The organism is Paraburkholderia sp. Tr-20389, from assembly GCF_017104565.1.
In the GTDB taxonomy this organism is placed as follows: domain Bacteria; phylum Pseudomonadota; class Gammaproteobacteria; order Burkholderiales; family Burkholderiaceae; genus Paraburkholderia.
Map to the genome: position 1 here is coordinate 154,593 of NZ_JAAGPD010000014.1, position 16,622 is coordinate 171,214.

Annotated in this window: 18 protein-coding genes; 9 read left to right on the forward strand and 9 right to left on the reverse strand. The window is 64.4% G+C overall.

Features of this window, described 5'->3' with window-relative positions; all coding sequences use genetic code 11:
• Positions 1-13 precede the first annotated feature (13 nt).
• Positions 14-1,024, forward strand: coding sequence for a xanthine dehydrogenase family protein subunit M (locus G3N95_RS16355; RefSeq protein WP_205971120.1), 1,011 nt, complete (start codon positions 14-16; stop codon positions 1,022-1,024).
• Complete coding sequence (locus G3N95_RS16360) at positions 1,021-3,234, forward strand: xanthine dehydrogenase family protein molybdopterin-binding subunit (RefSeq protein ID WP_205971121.1); 2,214 nt, start codon at positions 1,021-1,023, stop codon at positions 3,232-3,234. The genes G3N95_RS16355 and G3N95_RS16360 overlap by 4 nt, the downstream gene beginning before the upstream one ends.
• On the opposite strand, the gene G3N95_RS16365 is transcribed toward G3N95_RS16360, so the two are convergent.
• Positions 3,209-3,358: a hypothetical protein gene (locus G3N95_RS16365; RefSeq protein WP_205971122.1), complete on the reverse strand. Its 150-nt coding sequence runs from the start codon at positions 3,356-3,358 to the stop codon at positions 3,209-3,211. The two genes, G3N95_RS16360 and G3N95_RS16365, sit on opposite strands and share 26 nt — an antisense overlap.
• Before the next feature lie 859 nt (positions 3,359-4,217).
• On the opposite strand from G3N95_RS16365, the gene G3N95_RS16370 reads away from it, so the two are divergent.
• From G3N95_RS16370 to G3N95_RS16380, 3 genes are all read left to right on the forward strand, one after another.
• Positions 4,218-4,805: a nucleotidyltransferase family protein gene (locus tag G3N95_RS16370; RefSeq protein WP_205971168.1), complete on the forward strand. Its 588-nt coding sequence runs from the start codon at positions 4,218-4,220 to the stop codon at positions 4,803-4,805.
• A 276-nt stretch (positions 4,806-5,081) separates the two neighbouring features.
• Entirely contained in the window at positions 5,082-5,798 is a 717-nt protein-coding gene (locus G3N95_RS16375; RefSeq protein WP_205971123.1) for a PIG-L family deacetylase, read from the forward strand.
• A 144-nt stretch (positions 5,799-5,942) separates the two neighbouring features.
• Positions 5,943-6,089: a hypothetical protein gene (locus tag G3N95_RS16380; protein ID WP_205971124.1), complete on the forward strand. Its 147-nt coding sequence runs from the start codon at positions 5,943-5,945 to the stop codon at positions 6,087-6,089.
• Positions 6,090-6,144: 55 nt separating this feature from the next.
• Here G3N95_RS16380 and G3N95_RS16385 read toward each other — a convergent pair whose 3' ends face one another.
• The 4 genes from G3N95_RS16385 to G3N95_RS16400 all read right to left on the reverse strand — a co-directional run bounded on the left by G3N95_RS16385 (position 6,145) and on the right by G3N95_RS16400 (position 9,916).
• Positions 6,145-6,531, reverse strand: a complete 387-nt coding sequence (locus G3N95_RS16385; RefSeq protein WP_241018588.1) for a nitrile hydratase accessory protein — start codon at positions 6,529-6,531, stop codon at positions 6,145-6,147.
• Positions 6,528-7,193, reverse strand: a complete 666-nt coding sequence (gene nthB, locus G3N95_RS16390) for a nitrile hydratase subunit beta (protein ID WP_205971125.1) — start codon at positions 7,191-7,193, stop codon at positions 6,528-6,530. Before nthB ends, G3N95_RS16385 begins: the two co-directional genes overlap by 4 nt.
• Positions 7,190-7,867 carry a nitrile hydratase subunit alpha gene (gene nthA, locus G3N95_RS16395; protein WP_241018589.1) on the reverse strand — a complete coding sequence of 226 codons (678 nt, stop codon included), beginning with the start codon at positions 7,865-7,867 and terminating at the stop codon, positions 7,190-7,192. Before nthA ends, nthB begins: the two co-directional genes overlap by 4 nt.
• 126 nt (positions 7,868-7,993) lie before the next feature.
• Complete coding sequence (locus tag G3N95_RS16400) at positions 7,994-9,916, reverse strand: potassium transporter Kup (RefSeq protein WP_205971127.1); 1,923 nt, start codon at positions 9,914-9,916, stop codon at positions 7,994-7,996.
• Positions 9,917-10,736: 820 nt separating this feature from the next.
• Here G3N95_RS16400 and G3N95_RS16405 point away from each other — a divergent pair.
• Both G3N95_RS16405 and G3N95_RS16410 read left to right on the forward strand, forming a co-directional pair.
• Entirely contained in the window at positions 10,737-10,901 is a 165-nt protein-coding gene (locus G3N95_RS16405; protein ID WP_205971128.1) for a hypothetical protein, read from the forward strand.
• A gap of 41 nt (positions 10,902-10,942) precedes the next feature.
• A complete protein-coding gene (locus G3N95_RS16410) occupies positions 10,943-12,586 on the forward strand; it encodes an NRAMP family divalent metal transporter (RefSeq protein ID WP_205971129.1) in 1,644 nt (547 codons plus the stop codon).
• Positions 12,587-12,846: 260 nt separating this feature from the next.
• On the opposite strand, the gene G3N95_RS16415 is transcribed toward G3N95_RS16410, so the two are convergent.
• The 3 genes from G3N95_RS16415 to G3N95_RS16425 all read right to left on the reverse strand — a co-directional run bounded on the left by G3N95_RS16415 (position 12,847) and on the right by G3N95_RS16425 (position 14,740).
• Positions 12,847-13,125, reverse strand: coding sequence for a hypothetical protein (locus G3N95_RS16415; protein WP_205971130.1), 279 nt, complete (start codon positions 13,123-13,125; stop codon positions 12,847-12,849).
• Positions 13,126-13,409: 284 nt separating this feature from the next.
• The gene (locus G3N95_RS16420; protein WP_205971131.1) at positions 13,410-14,156 is read right to left on the reverse strand and encodes a peptidoglycan DD-metalloendopeptidase family protein; all 747 of its coding nucleotides are present in this window, start codon (positions 14,154-14,156) and stop codon (positions 13,410-13,412) included.
• Between the two features lie 272 nt (positions 14,157-14,428).
• Positions 14,429-14,740, reverse strand: coding sequence for a cupin domain-containing protein (locus G3N95_RS16425; protein ID WP_205971132.1), 312 nt, complete (start codon positions 14,738-14,740; stop codon positions 14,429-14,431).
• A gap of 238 nt (positions 14,741-14,978) precedes the next feature.
• On the opposite strand from G3N95_RS16425, the gene G3N95_RS16430 reads away from it, so the two are divergent.
• Together G3N95_RS16430 and G3N95_RS16435 are read left to right on the forward strand one after the other, a co-directional pair.
• Positions 14,979-15,299, forward strand: a complete 321-nt coding sequence (locus tag G3N95_RS16430) for a hypothetical protein (RefSeq protein ID WP_205971133.1) — start codon at positions 14,979-14,981, stop codon at positions 15,297-15,299.
• A 55-nt stretch (positions 15,300-15,354) separates the two neighbouring features.
• Positions 15,355-16,116, forward strand: coding sequence for a DUF2968 domain-containing protein (locus G3N95_RS16435; protein ID WP_346778379.1), 762 nt, complete (start codon positions 15,355-15,357; stop codon positions 16,114-16,116).
• Between the two features lie 173 nt (positions 16,117-16,289).
• Here G3N95_RS16435 and G3N95_RS16440 read toward each other — a convergent pair whose 3' ends face one another.
• Positions 16,290-16,610, reverse strand: a complete 321-nt coding sequence (locus G3N95_RS16440; RefSeq protein ID WP_012403994.1) for a DUF4148 domain-containing protein — start codon at positions 16,608-16,610, stop codon at positions 16,290-16,292.
• Positions 16,611-16,622: the final 12 nt, after the last annotated feature.

Here is a 16,622-nt window from a genome sequence, read left to right on the forward strand (position 1 = left end):
CGGGGAGACCATCATGGAAGCGATCTCCTACGAACGCGCCGCCGACATCGCGGGCGCTGTGCGCGCCGCGCAGCAGCCGGGCACGATGTTCATCGGCGGCGGCACCAATCTGCTCGATCTGATGAAGGGCGGCGTGACGCGGCCCGTGAAGCTCGTCGATATCACGCGCATACAAGGACTCGATGCCGTATCGACGCTGCCCGATGGCGGGCTGCGGATCGGCGCGCTGGTGCGCAACAGCGACGCCGCGAATCATTCGCTGGTGCGCGAGCGCTATCCGCTGCTGACACAGGCGCTGGTCGCGGGGGCCTCAGCGCAGTTGCGCAATATGGCGACCGTCGGCGGCAATCTGATGCAGCGCACGCGCTGCCCTTACTTCTACGACACCGCGTTCACCGCCTGCAACAAGCGTGAACCGGGCAGCGGCTGTGCCGCGATCAACGGCCACAACCGCATGCACGCGATCCTCGGCGCAAGCACGCAATGCATTGCCGTGAATCCGTCGGATATGAGCGTCGCGCTCGCGGCACTCGATGCGAACGTACGCGTGACCGGCCCGCAAGGCGAGCGCGTGATTCCGTTCGGCGAGTTTCATCGCCTGGCCGGCGAGCGTGCCGATCTCGACACGACGCTGCGTCCCGGCGAACTGATCACGGCCGTCGATCTGCCGCCGCCCATCTACAGCGAGCACGCGCATTACCTGAAGGTGCGCGACCGCGCGAGCTATGCGTTCGCGCTGGTGTCGGTCGCGGCCGCGCTGCAGATGGACGGCAACACCGTGCGCAGCGCGCGCATCGCGCTGGGCGGCGTCGCGCACAAGCCGTGGCGCGCGACGGCGGCCGAACAGATGATCGCGGGCAAGCCGCTCGACAGCGCGACGCTGCGCAACGCAGCGAATGCCGCGTTGAGCGATGCAAGACCGCTGCGCGACAACGCGTTCAAGGTGCGCCTCGCGCAGAACGCGATCGTGCGCGCGGTGAACCAGGCAGCGCTCGGCACGAGCGGCGCGGGAGGTTTCGCATGAGCACGATCGTTGGACATCCGCTGGACCGCACCGACGGTCTGCTGAAGGTCACGGGCGAGGCGCGCTACGCGGCCGAGTTTCCCGAAGCGCGCCTCGCGCATGGCGTGCTGGTGACGAGCGCGATCGCGCGCGGTTCGATTGCTTCGATCGACATGAGCCGCGCGTCGGCATTGCCCGGCGTACTGCTCGTGATGACGTATCAGAACGCGCCGCGTCTGCCGAACGGCGGACGCCCTACGCTCGCGCCGCCTGCCGGGCGGCATCTGTCGCTGCTGCAGGACAACCAGATTCACTACAGCAACGAGCCGATCGCGATCGTCGTCGCGGATACGCTCGAACACGCGACCGATGCCGCGCGTCAGTTGCGCGTGACCTACGCTGCCCAGCCGCCGGCGCTCGATTTCACCCAGGCCAAAGCAGGCGCGCACGCACCTGACAAGCCGCAAGGCCGGCAGACCGACACTTCTCGTGGCGACTATGACGCGGGGCTCGCGGCGGGCGTGGTGCGCGTCGATGCCGTCTATACGACGCCGATGGAGCATCACAATCCGATGGAGCCGCACGCGACGATGGCCGTGTGGGACGGTCCGCAACTGACGCTCTACGATTCGACGCAGGGCGTGACGGGCACGCGCACGGCTGTTGCGAAGACGCTCGGCATGTCGCCCGACGACGTGCGCGTGATCTCGCCGTTCGTCGGCGGCGGCTTCGGCTGCAAGGGCTCGGCGTGGTCGCACGTCGTGCTGTGCGCGATGGCTGCGAAGCAGACGGGACGTCCCGTGCGGCTCGCGCTGGAGCGTCCACAGATGTTCGGGCCCGTCGGCGGACGGCCGTACACCGAGCAGCGCATGGTGATCGCCGCGAAGCGCGACGGCACGCTCACCGCGATGCGGCACGACAGTTTCTCGAACACGTCGATGATCGAGGACTGGACGGAGACCTGCTGCATGGTCACGCGGATGATGTACGCGGTGCCGAATCAGGTGACGACGCATCGCCTCGTGCAGTTGAACGTCGGCACGCCGACCTTCATGCGCGCGCCGGGCGAGACGACGGGTTCATGGGCGCTCGAAACGGCGATGGACGAGCTGTCGTATCAGCTGAAGATGGACCCGCTTGCGCTGCGTCTGAAGAACTATGCCGAAAGCGATCCGCAGGAGAACAAGCCGTGGTCGAGCAAGGCGTTGCGCCAGTGTTATCGCGTCGGCGCGGAGCGTTTCGGCTGGTCGCGCCGCAAGCCGCAGCCGCGTTCGATGCGCGACGGCAATACGCTGATCGGCCTTGGCATGGGCACGGCCACGTATCCTGCCAATCGCAGCGAAGCGGCGGCGCTTGCACGCATCCTGCCGGACGGTACGGCGATGGTCGTGTCGGGCACGCAGGATCTCGGCACGGGAACCTACACGGTGATGACGCAGGTCGCGTCGGACGCGCTCGGCATCGCGCCGGAGAACATCCGCTTCGGGCTCGGCGATTCGTCGCTGCCGAAGGCGCCCGTGTCGGGTGGCTCGCAGTCGGTCGCGAGCGTGTCGCCTGCCGTGCGCGACGCGTGCGAGCAGGTGCGCGGCAAGCTCGTCGCGATGGCGCTGGCGGATCATGGCTCGCCGGTGTTCGGCTTATCTCCTGACGACGTGAGTGTGCAGAACGGCTGGGTGACGAGCAGGTCCGACTCTGCGAAGCGCGATCCTGTTGCGGCCATTCTCGCGCGCGCGGGCGGGCAGCCTGTCGAGGCTGCGGCCAGCACGAAACCGGGCGATGAAAAGCAGCGCTACTCGTTTCATTCGTGGGGTGCCGTGTTCGCGGAGGTGCACGTCGATGCGGATCTCGGCACGCTTCGCGTCGCCAGGATTACCGCCGTTTATAACGTCGGCACGATGCTCAATGTGAAGACTGCCCGCAGTCAGCTGATGGGCGGTCTGGTGTGGGGAATCGGCGCGGCCCTCGAGGAGGAGACCCTGCTCGATCCGCAGTATGGGCGGTTTATCAATGCGAATCTGGCCGAGTATCACGTGCCGGTTAATGCCGATGTCGGCGCTCTCGATGTTGTGGTGCTCGATGAGCCGGATCCTTTCATCAATTCGCTTGGCTCCCGAGGCATTGGGGAGATTGGCATCACTGGCGTTGTTGCCGCTATTGGCAATGCCGTTTATCACGCTACCGGCGTGAGGGTTCGGGATTTGCCTGTTACTCTCGATAAGGTTCTAGTTTGAGTTTGGCCTGCGTGGCGCGGGCTTCGCCGGTTTGGTTTTTGGTTTTTGGTTTTTGGTTTTTGGTTTTTGCCTGCGGCGCGGCGTCGCCGGTTTTTGGTTTTTGGTTTTTCGCTTTCGCTGGCATCCGCGTTTTGGTGTTGGTAGTTCATGCGTTGCCCCTGTGCGGGGCGGCACTTACTTTCTTTGCCGCCGCAAAGAAAGTAAGCAAAGAAAGCGGGCTAACCCCGCCAGTGCTAGTTTTTGCCTGCGGGACCCCAACAGTTCTTACGCTCCACACGGCAACGCGCTTGTTGGCGCCCATTGCCAGCGTGCTAACTCACGCATCCCCCGCATCACACTCCCGCGTCACGAATTGCGTTACCAGAAGTCGACGGCCGCCCAGGTGGCAAACTATGTGTAGGCCGTCTCGACGTAGATGCACCACTCCGGACTGAAAGCGGATCGGTGTCGTAGTATCGCCAACGCATACGGCGCGACAAGCTACACACAGTTTGCCACCTGGGCGGCGCAGACGGGTCGCTGCCGCTGGCTGCCTGCGGGTGATTGAAGTGGGTGATGCGCCGGTTCAAGGCGTTGGCAACGGGCGGAAAACAACGTGTTGCCGCTAGAAGGACGGGGACGTCGGGGCTCCTGGGCAATCACACGGGCTGGCGGTGTGAGCGGCTTTCTTTTGCCTACTTTTCTTTGCCGCTGCAAAGAAAAGTAGGTGCCGCCCCGCACAGGGGCAACGCTAGCAAACCAGAGCAAAACGCGGAGGCCAGCGAAAGCAAAAGCAAAAGCAAAAGCGAAAGCAAAAAACCAAAACCGGCAACACTGCGCCGCAGGCAAATCGCGAATGCCAGCGAAGAACGGGCGCTCGCCAGAAAAAAACCAGAACGGCGACTGCGTCGCAGACAAAAACCAAAACCGTGCAAGCAAACAGCTTGCACCCCTTCCCGGTTGCGCCGCACAATCACCGCTATTCCCTCCTTCTGGTGCCGCCAATGGCTTACGCCTCGCTCGCCACCGGCGTGTTGCTCGCCGCCGGCTACGGATCGCGCTTCGACCCGGAAGGCATCCACAACAAGCTCCTCGCCCGCCTCCCCGACGGCATGCCCGTCGCTCACGAATCCGCACACCGCCTCCTGCTCGTCGTCCCGCATGTGATCGCGATCGTCCGCCCCGGCTCCGAACTGCTCGCCCGCGAACTCAACGACGCCGGCTGTCACGTAATCTTCTCGGCCGACGCCGAGCGCGGCATGGGCGCCAGCCTCGCCGCCGGCATCGAAGCAAGCGGCGACTCGGACGGCTGGATCGTCGCCCTCGCCGACATGCCGCGCATCGCCATACCCACCATCGAAGCCGTCGCGCGCGCAGTCGACGACGGTGCGTCGATCGTCGCACCCTACTATCAGGGACAACGCGGTCATCCGGTCGGCTTCGGCATCGAACACCGCGACGCGCTGATCGCACTCGACGGCGACACCGGCGCGCGCGCCCTCTTCGCCACACACGCCGTCACACGAATCGACGTCGACGATAAAGGCATACTCAGCGACGTCGACACGCCCGACGACCTGCGCAACGTCTAGGCGCCACACCCCTCACGCTTTTGAAATATCCGTGCGCTTGAATTAAAAGAATGCCCCGGCACACGGCGAGCAAATCGTGGATCGCGGCGCCCGCCGCCGATGCGCCGCGCACTGCCGCGGGCACGCCGCTTGCACGCTGCTGCGGCGCGGCGAAACGGCCGAGCACGCTTCGCATCGTTGGTCTAAGCTGTTCACGGTGCAGCGCGACAAAGCCGGGCCGTGCACCACACACTGCCTCTCGCCGGACGACTCATCCCGCATTCGACCCAGGATCCCATGAGCGAAACCAGCCCGCGTCTTTTCATCGTATCGCCGCATTTCGACGACGCCGTCTTCGGTTGCGGCGCATTACTCGCCGCGCATCCCGATGCCGCCGTCTGCACCGTGTTCGCCGCGCCGCCCGCGCAGGACATGCAGACCGACTGGGACGGAAAGGCGGGCTTTGCAAGCGCGTACGAATCGATCCATGCGCGCACGATCGAAGACAACAACGCGCTCTCCGTGCTCGACGCGATTCCCGTACGTCTGCCGTTTCGCGACGCGCAATATGGCGACTCGCCGTCGATCGGCAAGCTCGCCGCCGCGCTCGAAGAAGCAATCTACGGTTCGACGGCCAACACGCTGCTGATGCCGCTCGGCCTCTTTCACGACGATCACGCGCGTGTGTTCGACGCGTGCTGCGAAATCCTGCCGCGCATGTCACACCTGCTGTGGTTCGCGTACGAGGAAGCGATCTACCGGCCGATACCGGGGCTCGTGCAGCAGCGGCTCGTCGATCTGGCCGGGCGCGGCATCGTCGCGACACCCGCAAGTCCCGCCGACGATCACACGCTCGACCATGAGCGCCAGGCTCTGCTCAAACGCGAGGCCGTGTCCGCGTATGAGAGCCAGTTGCGCGCGTTCGGTCCGCATGGCTGCGACGACGTGTTCGCCGCCGAGCGCTACTGGCGCCTCACCGTCGACCGGAAACTCACGCGCCGGGTGTGGCATTGAATGGGTGTCGCAGCCGATCGCGTCAGCAGTCTTCGCGGCCATCGCCTACGCTAGTGAAAGCACGACGCTTCGTTTCTCGCCGCCAGAGCAGCACGAAACGTCCACCGCCGATTGCGACATCGGCCATCGCCACGAGGTCACACCATGCACACCAGTCCGATTCCCGACCCGCACGCCGATCCGACGCGCGACCCTGAAGGCGATCCGCTCACGCCGCCGTCGCCGGGTCATCACAACGACGAGCCGCAGCGTCCCGAAGCGCCACCCGACAAAGATCCCGTCATTCAATGACAGTGACGGTTCTGTGACGATCCGCCGGTGCGCCGGTGCGCCGGCAACGTGGAATTTATTCAAGTTCGATCGGCTGACCGTGCGGCGTGCGGCGCGCCGCCGCGTCCCACGCATCCCGGCGCTCGCTCAGTCCGTCGCGCGTCACGCAGCCTTTGGCCGTCGCGATTCGTTCGAGCGCCGTCAGCCAGTGCGCATAGTACGTATCGCCGAGATCGGCATCGCCGTGCGCCTGCGCATCGCGGATCGCATCGGCGAGCGTCGCGGCCCATTCCGGCCACGTGAACACGCCCCGCTCGTAAAGCGCGAGCGTCATCGCAAAGGCTGCCGCCTGCCAGGGCGCGGCGAACACCGGGCCGGCGTCGTCGCGCGGCAAGTCGGGTAGCGCATCCAGCAATTCGCGCGCACCGGCCGATTCCGTCGACATGAAAACGTGCGCGCTCATTCCGCGTCGTCCGCTTCGAGATACGGCTCCCAGCAGTCGGCGCACACCGACGACGCCGTCGTGTCCTTGCCCCACAACTCGACGGCATCGAAGCGCACCGTGTACAGCCATCGCGGATCCTCACCGCGTCCGAGCGCGTTCGAATCCGGAAACACATGCGCGCCGTGCACGGCGACAATCCGGCAGCGCTTGCCACGGCAATAGCGCGGCAGACGCGTGTGGGTCGGCGGATTGAGCGTCAGCGTGCGCACCGCATCGCCGACGGCAAAGCGCGCCGGTTGCGGCGCCGGCCGTGACGCGGGACTGCCGCGAAACAGCATCGGATTGACCTGGTCGGCGGCCAGCACACGCGCGAGCGGTACGCCCGCCTGCTGCGACACGCCGCGCTCGATCTCATCGGCCGTCGCGAGGCCCTTTTCGATCAGCAGCTTGCGCAGCCCGGCGAACCAGATCTCGTAATAGCTGCTCGACAGATACTGCGCGGGCGGCAGACTTTCGCGCGCCGCGCGCGACATGTCGATATTCCATGTGCCCGTCGCGCCCATCGCGATCGTCAAGGCCAGTGCGTGGCGCTCCCAGTCCGCGTGGAAATACGGCTCGCCGGCTTCGGACACAACAGGCCCGAACGATTGCATGCCGCCCAGATCCTGTGCGCCGTTCATGACTGGACTCCCTGAGCCGGCGTCGTCGGTTTCGCTTCATGCGGCGCGAGCGCGAGACCCGTGCCGATCATCGAATCGCGTGTGACGAGATCGGCCAGTTCTTCTTCGCTCAGCGTGTCCGCGCCGGGCGGACGCATCGGCAGCACGAGATAGCGCACTTCCGCCGTCGAATCCCAGACGCGGATCTCGGTGTCGTCGGGCAAGGTAACGCCGAATTCCCCGAGCACACCGCGCGGATCGATCACGGCACGCGACCGGTACGGCGCCGATTTGTACCAGATGGGCGGCAGGCCGAGCACGGGCCACGGATAGCACGAACACAGCGTGCACACGACCATGTTGTGCACACCTGGCGTGTTCTCCAGCGCGACCATGTGCTCGCCCTGCCGCCCCGTGAACCCGAGCGACGCGATCGCGGCTGTGGCATCGTCGAGCAGCCAGCGACGAAAGCCGGCGTCGCTCCACGCCCTCGCGACCACGCGCGCGCCGTTGCGCGGACCGACCTTGTGTTCGTAGGTGTCGATCAGCACATCGAGTGCCTTCGGATCGACGTAGCCCTTTTCGATCAGCAGCGATTCCAGCGCGCGAACGCGCAGATCCATCTCCGGCAGCTCGCTGCCGTCGTGCGCGTGATCGTGCGTATGCGTGTGATCGTGAGATGCGTCGTGACTCATCGGTCCGTGCCCCAAGGATGACGACATGCCCGCAGTATGGTCGGGCAAATTATCGAATGCAAACGGACCAACGCGGACCAACGCGGACCCGCGCCGACCTGAACACAACACACAAACGGCACCGCCTCAGATTTCCACGCGCGCCCCCACCTCGATCACGCGATTGGCAGGCAGCTTGAAATACGCCGCCACGTTGCCGACGTTGTGCAGCATCACCGCAAAGAGCCGCTCGCGCCACATCGCCATGCCCGAGCCAGGTGTCGGCACGACGGTCGCGCGGCTCAGGAAGTACGACGCCTCGTCCGGTTCGACATCGAGACCGAGCGACTTCGCCGCAGCGAGCGCTTTCGGCAGATCGACTTCGTCCTTGAAACCATAGCGGATCGTGAGCTGATAACCGCCCTCGCACACAGTCTTCAGACTGACGCGGTCCTGTTCCGCGACCCAAGGTATCTCGTCGCTGATTACCGTGAGAAACACCACGCGTTTGTGCAGCACATGGTTGTGGATCAGGTTGTTGACGAGCGCGTGCGGCACGCTGTCCGGGCTCGGCGTGAGAAAGATCGCCGTGCCGCCGACGCGCACGGGTTCCCGCGCGACCAGCTTCTCCAGATATGTCTTGAGCGGCATCGTGCCCGCCCGCACGCGCGCCTCGGCCAGCATGATTTCCCAGCCTCGGCCCCACGTCGCCATGATCGTGAACACCACGAAGCCGATCATCAGCGGGAACCAGCCGCCTTCGACGATCTTCAGCAGGTTCGCCGAGAAGAACGTCGCGTCGATCACGAAGAAGAACGCAGTTGCGAACACACACAGCGCCCAGTTGTAGTGCCATGCATAGCGCACGACGAAGAAGGTCAGCAGCGTGGTGATCAGCATCGTGCCCGTCACCGCGATGCCATATGCGGACCCGAGCGCCGTCGACGATCCGAAGCCGAGCACGGCCGCGACCACTGCAGCGAGCAGCGTCCAGTTGATGCCCGGCACGTAGATCTGGCCGATCTCTTTCTCCGACGTGTAGACGACGTTCATGCGCGGCAGGAAGCCGAGCTGCATCGCCTGCTTCGTCATCGAGTAAGTGCCGGAAATCACGGCTTGCGATGCGATCACCGTCGCGACCGTCGCGAGCACGATCATCGGATACAGCGCCCATTGCGGAAAGAGCAGGTAGAACGGGTTCTTCAGCGCGGCGGGATTCGAAATCAGCAGCGCGCCCTGACCGAGGTAGTTCAGCGCGAGCGCGGGGAAGACGAGACCGAACCACGTGAGACGGATCGGCCGCGCGCCGAAGTGCCCCATGTCGGCATAGAGCGCCTCCGCGCCCGTCAACGACAGCACGACGGCGCCCAGCGCGACGAACGCGAGCCACTCGTGACGCAGACAGAACGCGAGGCCGGCGAGCGGATCGAGCGCGGCGAGAATCGCGGGCGCTGCGACCACGTTGGTCACGCCCGTCACGGCCAGCACGATGAACCACAACACCATCACCGGCCCGAACACGGCACCGATGCCAGACGTGCCGTGCTTCTGCATCACGAACAACGTGACGAGCGCGACGAGCGTGACGGGTATCACGCAGCTCTTGAGAAACGGGGCGGCGACTTCCAGTCCTTCGACGGCGCTCAGCACGGAAATGGCGGGTGTGATGATACTGTCGCCGTAAAAGAGCGACGCGCCCATCACGCCGACGATCAGCAGCGCATGCCGCAGCCGCGGACGGTCCGCCACCGACGACGCCGCCAGCGCGAGCAGCGCCATGATCCCGCCTTCGCCGTGATTGTTCGCGCGCAGAATCAGCGCCACATACTTGAGCGACACGACGATGGTGAGCGACCAGAAGATCAGCGACACGATGCCGATCACGTTCAACGGCGTGAGCGGCAGTCCGCTCGACGTCGCGAAGACAGTCTGCAGCGTGTACAGCGGACTCGTGCCGATATCGCCATAGACGACACCCAACGCGGCAAGCGCCAGCGAACGGAGCGCCGGCTTGTGCGGCGCAGGCGCGCCAATCGGATCAGCGCCGGGATGCGCAGCTGACAGGCTCATGTCTCCCTCCAGTGATCGCCATGTAATCGTTGGCTATTAGCGGGCGATCTGAAAGCCGGATGAATGGTCGGACGTATCACGGACGCGCGACCTGTATTGGCGGCTCAATCCAGTATAGAAAGCCCCGCGAGAAAAGCGCAGCGAACGGACGTGAACGTTGCGCGACAGCGGATGTGCGTTGCCCCGCATATTTCGGTTCTGCTTAAGAAAGTGCATTGACGAGACTTTGCGTAAGAGCATAAAATTCTTTTATCTTGAAATTTGAGGGGCGTTGCCTTGGACAGTTGCAGTAGTACGTTTTCGAACAGTTTCGCCGCCTGAACGGCAAGACGTCCGCGCCTTCCTCATCTAGCCGCCGTCTTGCCAGCAGGCAGACGGTGCGCGTCGCAGTTTCATCCCTCGTGCATCCTGTTTAGCGCCATCGGTTTGAACACCGTGAGTGCGCAGCGCGTTCGCGCGTGATACGCAGCCGCCATCGCGGCGTCGTTTCGCGTACCGGCGTGTGCGTGCTCATGCGTGCGACGGCGTTCCGACAGGCGCACGCGCGCTGATGCCCGCGCTGGTTTCATCGCTCACCGCCGCTTGCCGTTGCGAAAATTCGATACGTCCGTGGCCACGCATTGCACAGACGCGCGCATCGTAATGGGCGATGCGCTTCATCAATCAACCGGGAGCCGCCATGCCTGACAGTGACAGTCATCCCTTGAACACCGACATGCCTTTAATGAACTGAGGCAAGCGAGCCCACGGCTATTCGATCCCATCGATTCTCCGGCGCTTGCCGCCTCGCACGCACGAGCCCTCGTGCCGGAGAACCGATATGTACTTCCTGCTTCTTTCGACCTTGCCTCGAACCCGCGAAGCACGCGCGCACTACGACGCGTTTCTTTCGCTGAAACACGAGCGACGCCTCGCATCCGCGCCGCTCGCGAACACGCTGCATCGCATCGCCGCCGCCCTGCTCAGAAAGCGCAGCGCTGCGTAACGGAAATCATTCGACCTATATCCGTTCAAGGGAGAATAACAATGGCAACGCCACCACAAGCACTGCCGACGCGCTCCGCCGTTCTCGACGACGCGCATGTCGGCGACATCCGGGGCGCACTCGGCACGATCGCGCATCACGACACGGCACCGCGCAATAGCTGGGGCGCGCGGCTGCGCACCCTGCTGGCGATCGTCGGCCCCGGCCTCATCGTGATGGTCGGCGACAACGACGCTGGCGCCTTCGGCACCTATACGCAAGCCGGCCAGAACTACAGCACCACGCTGCTGTGGACGCTGCTGCTGCTCGTGCCCGTGCTGTACGTGAACCAGGAGATGGTGCTGCGTCTTGGCGCCGTGACGGGCGTCGGTCACGCGCGCCTGATCTTCGAACGCTTCGGCAAGTTCTGGGGCGCGTTCAGCGTGATCGACCTGTTCATCCTCAACGCGTTGACCATCGTCACCGAGTTCATCGGCATTACCTTCGTGCTCGACTTCTTCGGCGTATCGAAGGTGGCGGGCGTGTGCATCGCGGCTGCACTGACAATGGCAGCCGTCAGCACCGGCGACTTCAAGCGCTTCGAGCGCTTTGCGATCGTACTGTGTCTGCTGAGCCTGCTGCTCGTGCCCGTGCTCGTGACGATCCATCCGCCCGTCTCGCAGATGACCCATCATCTCTTCATACCCGCATGGCCCGCGCACGCGAAGCTGTCGGACGTGATGCTGCTCGTGATCGGCATCGTCGGCACGACGGTCGCGCCGTGGCAGCTGTTCTTCCAGCAGAGCTATGTGATCGACAAGCGGATCACGCCGCGCTTCATGAAGTACGAAAAGGCCGACCTGTGGATCGGCATCGTGTTCGTGCTGATCGGCGCAATCGCGATGATCTCGTTCAGCGCGGCGCTGTTCGGCGGCAAGCCGGAGTTCGGCCAGTTCACCGATTCAGGCGGCGTGATCGCCGGGCTCGAAAAGTATGCGGGCCGCACGCCTGCCGTCCTGTTCGCGATTGCGCTGATCGACGCATGCATCATCGGCGCGGCGGCCGTGTCGCTGTCGACGGCGTATGCGATCGGCGACGTGTTCAAGATCCGTCACTCGCTGCATCGCGGTGTCGCCGACGCAAAGGGCTTCTATCTCGTGTACTTCGGGATCGTCGCCGCGGCGGCGGGCCTCGTGCTGATTCCGGGCAGCCCGCTCGGCCTGCTGACGGAAGCCGTGCAGACGCTCGCGGGCGTGCTGCTGCCGAGCGCGACCGTGTTCCTGCTTCTGCTGTGCAACGATCGCGCGGTGCTCGGGCCGTGGGTCAACTCGAAAGGCCTGAATCTGTTCACGGGTGCCGTCGTGTGGGCGCTGGTGCTGCTATCCGTCGTGCTGACGGCGTCGGTGGTCTATCCCGACATCAGCGGCCACGCGATCATTGACATTCTGGCGGGCGGCACGCTGCTCGCCGTGGTCGCACTCGTGGCCGCGAGCGCACTGCGCCGTCTGCGCGGCACGCCCGCGACGGAAAGCGTGCCCGCGATCAGCAAGGCAGAACGCACGACGTGGCGCACGCCGCCGCTCGACGAGTTGCCGAGGCCCGTGATGACGCTGTCGCGGCGCATCTGGATGGGTGCGTTGCGCGGCTATCTGGTAGTGGCCGTCGCGCTGGTGATCGTGAAGGTCGTGCAACTCGCATTGACCTGAGGACAGTCAGAACAGTCCCACGTGACTTTCGAACAATCCTGATACCCCGGCGGGGACTGTTGTGACACAGTATCGCCGCCGATCCACGGTGCAGGTTTCTGCCGACGCAATGTAAAGCAGCAGCGCATGCGATCAGCGTTGCATTGCGGTTGATGGGACGTGGATCGGTGTCCGCACGCGCCCGTCCAGTTCCCCTGAAATGAAAGCGCCGGGGCGAGCCTCGTGAGGGCTCGCCCCGGCGTTCGCCGTCAGCCCGCAGGTCATTGCAGGCGCGGATCCAGCGGCGCTTCGGCGTGATACGGCACGATGTAGCCTGGGCCGCCGCCGTTACCGCCATCGTTGCAGCCGCCGCCCGCGTGCACGGGTGGAACCGGAAGACGCACCGGCATCCAGGGCATCGACGGCATGCCCGGGAAGCTCGGCCAAGGGCCCGGCTCCGTCGGCTTGCTGATGATGAGGATGCCGCCGCGCACGGCTTTCGCCGTTTGACGGTCGAGTTCGTCGACCCTCGACAGGTCTTTCACAAGCAGGTGAGTCATGATGGTTCTCCAGCAACGATAAGGATGGCGAGCGCGGGCTGCGCCGCGCTCGCTGGACGTGCTGCACGCACCATGCCAAACGGGGCGAAGCCTGCTGCGACGGGCCTTTGATCGATAGAGGAGAAGCCGGCTGGTTGATCCTGACCAACTGTCGGGCGAACAAGTGTTGGCCGTTCGATGCGGTTCGACGGCGGCCGGCGATTGACGACCGGCGGGCGTGTGGCCCGCCGTGTGCGCTCCCGCCTGACGTTACCCGGAGATGATGAACGGCAGCCCAATCAGTATCAGTGCGGCAGCCACGCCATCGGATCGACCGGCTTGCCGTCCTTGCGCACTTCGAACTGAATGGACGGCACGCCGTTGTTGTCGACGCCCACTTCGCCGATCGGCTGGCCTTGCGTGACGGCGTCGCCTTCCTGCACCAGCAGTCTGCTGTTCTGGCCGTAGGCGGTGATCAGCGTGTCGTCGTGCTTGATGATGACGAGCGGCCCGTACGCCTCGATGCCCGTGCCCGCGTAGACCACGCGCCCCGTCGCGGCAGCGCGCACCTGATCGCCGGGACGTCCGCCGATCACGATGCCCTTCGACTTGCCCGCCACGAACGGCTTGAGGATCGGGCCGCGCAGCGGCCACGCCAGCACGATCTGCGGCTGCGCGGCCGGTCCCGGCTGAACGGGCGTGGTGGAAGGCACGGGCGTCGGCACGGGCGTGGTCTGCGCATAGGTAGGCGGCCCGACGCGCAGCAACTGGCCGGGTGCGACGGCCGACGACGACGTCAACCCGTTCCACGCCGCGAGATCCTGCGTGCGCTGGCCGTACGCGCCCGCGATGCTTTGCAGCGTATCGCCCGGATTCACGCGATAGAACCCGGCGGGCACGCCGTTGGCGGCCGCGCCGCCAGGCGTCGTCCGGTAAGCGGGCGCGGACGTCTGCTGCGGTTCCCACGGGTACGTGGTGCACGCGCCCAGCATGCTCGCGACGGCGAGCGAGATCAAAGCCTGCGTGACGACGTATTGCCGTTTTACTGTCATTTTTGTGGCCCTCGACGCGGTGTGGGACTGGACGGCGCTCAGGTTGGCCGCCCATCGTTCGAACGTGTAGCGGGTTATGCAGTGCAAATATTATGCCTCGGCCGCCGGTCGGAAAAATGACGGTCGGCAAACGCGAACCGGGCGGGCTCGACAGGTTTCTTTTCAGGTGTGTCCGGACCGCGCAAAGCACCTGCGTGGATAGCTTCCCCGCCTGCCGGCGATATTCCTTCTGCAATCCAAATCAATTTATCGCACTCAGCGAGAGCACGAATTCATACGCTGCCTTCGGCTTCGATCACGAGAATGCGCGCCTCGCCGATCGGATGCGCGACATGCTCGGTGCCGACCGATGCATGGAACACATCACCTGTTTCGAGCACCGTCGAATGCTCGACGCCCCCTTCGCGATAACGCATCTCCACACGTCCGTCCAGTACGGCGAAGACTTCCTCGCCATCGTTGACGTGCCACTTGTAGGGCTGGTCGGTCCAGTGAAGGCGAGTGGTGATGCCGTTCATGTTGGCGATATCGAGTGCGCCCCATGCGCGATCTGCGGTAAAGGTGCTGCTGCGGACGATCTTCATGGCGAGCTTGCGCAATGATGGTGGTCGAACTGCTCATTATAGTGTTGCGCGCGAGCATGCACGTCTCTTGCTCACTTGCCCGGAGATGACCGTTGCATGCGGCTTGCGCGCCATTGCATAGCTGGAGTGCTCGCCTATACTGAACTTTGCCGCAGGCAATGAAATGCGCATGTCCGTAAGCCGATGCGCGGCGAGACGGTTCATCCACTTCAGCGTTTCCGTTTAACGAGGAGGTCTCATGAACAAGGCGTTGTTTCTTGCCGTGCAGTTGAATGTCGACGAGATGACTTCATCGCCCGCGCTGGTCGAACTGCTCAATGCCCATCTCGTCTTTGCCGTCGATGTCGCCGAAGCCGCCGATGCCCTCGTGCAACTCGCAAGCGTGCGCCGTCTGTCGAGCGGCGTGGAAGCGAGTGTCGAGATTCCCGCTGTCGCGCTCGAGCAGCTGCGCCAGGCGCTCGAAACGCTCAGCGAATACGACCAGTCGTGGCTGTTCGCGCTGGAGCCGGACGGTGCGCTATTCGACGATATCGCGCGTGGGCAACGCACGCTGCATTGATGCGCCCGCAAACCTGAAGAGGTATGGCTTCCCGGCCGCCTACCGAGGATCGATCGTGAAAAATCTTTTGAATATGCGCCGCACCGCCGTCAGCAATGGCGCAGCAGCTCACCTTCATTTTCCGCCGCAACGCCCTGTTCCATCCGCCTCCCAATCCGAACCCGCCCGGCTCGACGACCTCGCTGAAAGTGAGAGCGATGCGAGCGCAACCATCGACGAGCGGCCCGCGAGTCAGTCCCCGCGCCCCGTCACGCCGCTGCATGCGGTACAGGTCACGCCTTCCGCGCCGAATGGGCGTGCCGTCCAACTGGCAGATGCAAACGATGTAGAACGCATGGCCGACGATGCGGAACTCAAGACGTTTCACACATTTCGCACTTTTGACTATTCCGTCAGCCTGCTGTTTTATCCAAAAGAACTGAAATACTACGTCGCACTGTTTCAGGAGGACCGCATGTGGCGCGTGCTCACCACGAGCGACATGAACACGGCCAAGCAGCTGTTCCACCACATGCAGGAACAGGCCACGCGGCTCGCCGACGGCGAAACGCGCCGCCTGCAGCTCGAAGCGCAGAACGAGCAGTTGAAGCGCCTGATCGCCGAGTCCGAAGCGCATGCGGAGCGGCTGCGGCAAGGCTTGCAGCGCACGACCGAGCAGGATCAGGCGGTGACGGGCAGACAGCACCAGTTGCGCAAGGATCTGGCGCAACTCGAGGCGCAACGCACGGCGGCACAGGCGCAGTTGAACAAGGCGCACCGCCAGGTGCATCAGCTGAACGTCGCGAATAACGAGGCGATTCCGCATATTCCGCGCTGACGCTTTGCAAGTTTCTTCCGTGGCGCGTGTCTTTTTTCCAGCCGGAATGAACGTTGAATGAAAAAGACGCCCGTCAGGGTCAACCTGACGGGCGTCTTTTACATTGTCTGCCTGCTTGCGACGGCTGAAGCTCGCGGACCTCAGCCACCGTCTACGGCGCGGCTACTGCAAATTTAGTTGCCGAAGAACACCGAACGCGGGCCCTTTTCATCGGCCAGCGAGCGGCCGGCTTGCGACGTGCCGTTCGTCTGCACGCCGTAACCCGTTGCAGTGGCTTGCGCGACGTCTTGCGCGTGGACCTTTGCTTCGGCGGCCTGGATGTTGTTCGGGTAGTTCTGGCGATCGGACAGCGGATCGTAGCCGGCCTTTTCCAGACGGGCGAGATCGGCGCGAACTTCGGCGCGCGTCAGCGGCTGCTGGCTCGATTGTGCGAACGATGCGACGGGAGCGGCAACAGCGGCGGCGAGAACGACTGCGGAAATCAGGGCTTTCATGGACAACCTCCG

What these genes read in the sequence shown, in the direction of transcription:
- G3N95_RS16380 (WP_205971124.1), top strand. Translation starts at nt 5,943, where the DNA reads ATGCACACCAGTCCGATTCCCGACCCGCACGCCGATCCGACGCGCGAC.
- G3N95_RS16355 (WP_205971120.1), top strand. Translation starts at nt 14, where the DNA reads ATGGAAGCGATCTCCTACGAACGCGCCGCCGACATCGCGGGCGCTGTG.
- G3N95_RS16425 (WP_205971132.1), bottom strand. Translation starts at nt 14,740, where the DNA reads ATGAAGATCGTCCGCAGCAGCACCTTTACCGCAGATCGCGCATGGGGC.
- G3N95_RS16400 (WP_205971127.1), bottom strand. Translation starts at nt 9,916, where the DNA reads ATGAGCCTGTCAGCTGCGCATCCCGGCGCTGATCCGATTGGCGCGCCT.
- G3N95_RS16385 (WP_241018588.1), bottom strand. Translation starts at nt 6,531, where the DNA reads ATGAGCGCGCACGTTTTCATGTCGACGGAATCGGCCGGTGCGCGCGAA.
- nthB (WP_205971125.1), bottom strand. Translation starts at nt 7,193, where the DNA reads ATGAACGGCGCACAGGATCTGGGCGGCATGCAATCGTTCGGGCCTGTT.
- G3N95_RS16375 (WP_205971123.1), top strand. Translation starts at nt 5,082, where the DNA reads ATGAGCGAAACCAGCCCGCGTCTTTTCATCGTATCGCCGCATTTCGAC.
- G3N95_RS16405 (WP_205971128.1), top strand. Translation starts at nt 10,737, where the DNA reads ATGTACTTCCTGCTTCTTTCGACCTTGCCTCGAACCCGCGAAGCACGC.
- G3N95_RS16410 (WP_205971129.1), top strand. Translation starts at nt 10,943, where the DNA reads ATGGCAACGCCACCACAAGCACTGCCGACGCGCTCCGCCGTTCTCGAC.
- G3N95_RS16420 (WP_205971131.1), bottom strand. Translation starts at nt 14,156, where the DNA reads ATGACAGTAAAACGGCAATACGTCGTCACGCAGGCTTTGATCTCGCTC.
- G3N95_RS16370 (WP_205971168.1), top strand. Translation starts at nt 4,218, where the DNA reads ATGGCTTACGCCTCGCTCGCCACCGGCGTGTTGCTCGCCGCCGGCTAC.
- G3N95_RS16440 (WP_012403994.1), bottom strand. Translation starts at nt 16,610, where the DNA reads ATGAAAGCCCTGATTTCCGCAGTCGTTCTCGCCGCCGCTGTTGCCGCT.
- G3N95_RS16365 (WP_205971122.1), bottom strand. Translation starts at nt 3,358, where the DNA reads ATGCCAGCGAAAGCGAAAAACCAAAAACCAAAAACCGGCGACGCCGCG.
- G3N95_RS16415 (WP_205971130.1), bottom strand. Translation starts at nt 13,125, where the DNA reads ATGACTCACCTGCTTGTGAAAGACCTGTCGAGGGTCGACGAACTCGAC.
- nthA (WP_241018589.1), bottom strand. Translation starts at nt 7,867, where the DNA reads ATGAGTCACGACGCATCTCACGATCACACGCATACGCACGATCACGCG.
- G3N95_RS16360 (WP_205971121.1), top strand. Translation starts at nt 1,021, where the DNA reads ATGAGCACGATCGTTGGACATCCGCTGGACCGCACCGACGGTCTGCTG.
- G3N95_RS16430 (WP_205971133.1), top strand. Translation starts at nt 14,979, where the DNA reads ATGAACAAGGCGTTGTTTCTTGCCGTGCAGTTGAATGTCGACGAGATG.